The organism is Methylobacterium sp. WL116 (assembly GCF_008039455.1).
In the GTDB taxonomy this organism is placed as follows: domain Bacteria; phylum Pseudomonadota; class Alphaproteobacteria; order Rhizobiales; family Beijerinckiaceae; genus Methylobacterium.
The window spans coordinates 1-928 of record NZ_VRUV01000945.1 but is presented as its reverse complement, the minus strand read 5'-3'; the positions used below and the strand labels follow the sequence as shown (position 1 = coordinate 928).

Sequence of the window (928 nt, the reverse complement as noted above, 5' to 3'; positions counted from 1 at the left end):
CCGTCGGCCCGCACGAGGCCGGCGGCGATGGCGGCCTGCGCCCGCGCCCGGCTCTCGAAATGGCCGTGCTCGACCAGCAGGAGGTCGGCCCTGATCCTGTCGCGCGTCATCGAGGCTGGTTCACGGGGAAGGGGTCACGAATGGTCCGGCCGCCGGGCTGCCCGGGCGGCGCGATCGAAGAAAGCCCTGTCGGAGGACCGGATGACGGCCTAACTAGCCCGACGTGGAGAGGAGAGCCATCACATGACACGCACCCTGCCGTTGCTCGCAGCCCTCGTCGGCTTCGCATCCGGCGCCACCGGAGCGCTCGCGCAGACCCCGCCGGCCGCGGAGTCGGCTCCGGCCGCCGCACCCCAGACCTTCACCGGCGAGATCAAGAACAACAAGGGCGAGCCGATTGGGACGCTGACGATCCGCGACGGCGCGAACGCGCTGGTGATGCGGATCGCGATCAAGGCCGGCGGCCTGCCGCCCGGCTGGCACGGCATCCACTTCCACGCGGTCGGCGACTGCTCCGACACCGACAAGTTCATGAACTCGAAGGCACACGTGAACCACGACCAGAGCAAGCACGGCCTGCTCAACCCCGATGGCCCGGACGAGGGCGACCTGCCCAACGTCTACGCGGCGGCCGACGGCTCGGTGAACGCCGAGGTCTCCAGCGAGACGCCGCTGACGGGCGACGGCGGCCTCCAGGACGGCGACGGCTCGGCGTTGATCGTCCACGCCAACGAGGACGACCACACCACGCAGCCGATCGGCGGCGCCGGCAACCGCATCGGCTGCGCGGTGATCAAGTGACCCGCACGACGATCCGTTGAGGGGCACGAGGCCCTCGGTCGAAGGCGGCCGACGCCCGGCGAGGGATGTCCCGGCCCGTGCCGACCGGCGGATCGGTCGGATCCGACGCGGCGGCGCGGTCCCCGGC

At 71.9% G+C, this 928-nt stretch carries 1 protein-coding gene and 1 pseudogene; one reads left to right on the top strand and one right to left on the bottom strand.

Annotation, left to right across the window (positions count from 1 at the left end):
* Positions 1 to 110, bottom strand: a pseudogene (locus tag FV223_RS32260) (TlyA family rRNA (cytidine-2'-O)-methyltransferase); the annotation flags it as partial.
* Positions 111 to 243: 133 nt separating this feature from the next.
* On the opposite strand from FV223_RS32260, the gene FV223_RS28645 reads away from it, so the two are divergent.
* Positions 244 to 801, top strand: a complete 558-nt coding sequence (locus FV223_RS28645; protein WP_147729999.1) for a superoxide dismutase family protein — start codon at positions 244 to 246, stop codon at positions 799 to 801.
* The last annotated feature ends 127 nt before the right edge of the window (positions 802 to 928 follow it).

Bases quoted from the DNA above. Each gene is read 5' to 3' on its own strand.
- FV223_RS28645 (WP_147729999.1), top strand. From the start codon at position 244: ATGACACGCACCCTGCCGTTGCTCGCAGCCCTCGTCGGCTTCGCATCC.